General features: G+C 76.6%; 2 protein-coding genes. Both read right to left on the reverse strand.

The features are described from left to right. Positions 1-887, reverse strand: an 887-nt coding sequence (locus tag B7767_RS36470; RefSeq protein WP_085575773.1) for a phytoene/squalene synthase family protein, incomplete at its 3' end; no start/stop codon positions are given. After that, the coding region (locus B7767_RS36475) for an FAD-dependent oxidoreductase (protein WP_179167443.1) at positions 884-1158 on the reverse strand (275 nt) is incomplete at its 5' end. The genes B7767_RS36475 and B7767_RS36470, both read right to left, overlap by 4 nt.

The following is a 1158-nucleotide window of genomic DNA, read 5'->3' on the forward strand; positions in this document are numbered from 1 at the left end:
GCCACCACGGCACGTCGCCGGCGCGGCACCACCGCCCGCCGGTGCAGCACCGACCAGCCGTCCCGCGCCACCGCCTCCAGGATCCCGCCGTACAGCACGAACGCCGCGCGGATGCACGGCCGGGACACCGGTTCCAGCATCGCGAGCCCCGGCGCCGCCTCCCGGTACACGGCGCGCGTCAGCGCCCCGAACTCCTTCAGCGCGGTGGTGACACGCCGGTCGCGGCGGCCGGTGTCCCGGCACCACCGCAGCAGCGCCCGGTGGACGCCGTGCGCGGCGAGCAGGTCCGCGGGCAGGTACACCCGCCCCCGGTCGAGGTCCTCGCCCACGTCCCGCAGGAAGTTGGTCAGCTGGAAGGCGACCCCGAGGGCCGCGGCGTGCGGCGCGGCCGCCCCGCGCGGGACGACCGTGCCGAGGACGGGCAGCATCTGCAGCCCGATGACCGCCGCCGAACCGTGCGTGTACCGGCGCAGGGCCGCGTAGTCGGCGTAGTCGGTGACCACCAGGTCGGAGCGCATGGCGGTCATGAAGTCGGCGAAGTGCCCGTGGTCGATGCCGTACCGGCGCGCCGTGTCGGCGACCGCCCGCACCACCGGTTCGGTGCTGTTCCCGTCCCGCAGGCCCTTGTCCAGTTCCCGCTGGAGCGCGGAGAGTTCGGCGTCCCGGCGCTCGGGGCCCGCCCCCGTGCCGAGCGCGTCGACGATGTCGTCGGCCCAGCGGGCGAAGCCGTACAGGGCGTGCACGGCGGGGCGCCGTTCGACGGGCAGCAGCCGGGTGGCGAGGAAGTACGTCCTGCCGTGCCGGGCGTTGAGCGCGCGGCAGCGGCGGTAGGCCTCGCGCAGCGCCGGATCGGTGACGCCGGCCGCGTCGAGTTCACGGTCGGTCATACGGGGGCCTCCTGCATGGGGGTGAGGGGCGGACGCGGGCGGCGCGGGCCGCCGGTGATCCGTGCCGCGGCCAGCTTCCCGGACAGCAGCACGGTCGGCACGCCGACACCGGGGGTGGTGCCGCAGCCGGCCAGCACGGCGTTCTCGGTGCCGCGGACCAGGTTGCGGGGCCGGAACGGGCCCGTCTGGGCGAAGGTGTGGGCCGTGGCGAACGGCGTCCCGGCCGCGTGCCCCTGCGCGTGCCAGTCGGCGGGCGTCACCACGCACTCCG

Source organism: Streptomyces sp. 13-12-16 (genome assembly GCF_002114215.1).
Classification (GTDB): domain Bacteria; phylum Actinomycetota; class Actinomycetes; order Streptomycetales; family Streptomycetaceae; genus Streptomyces.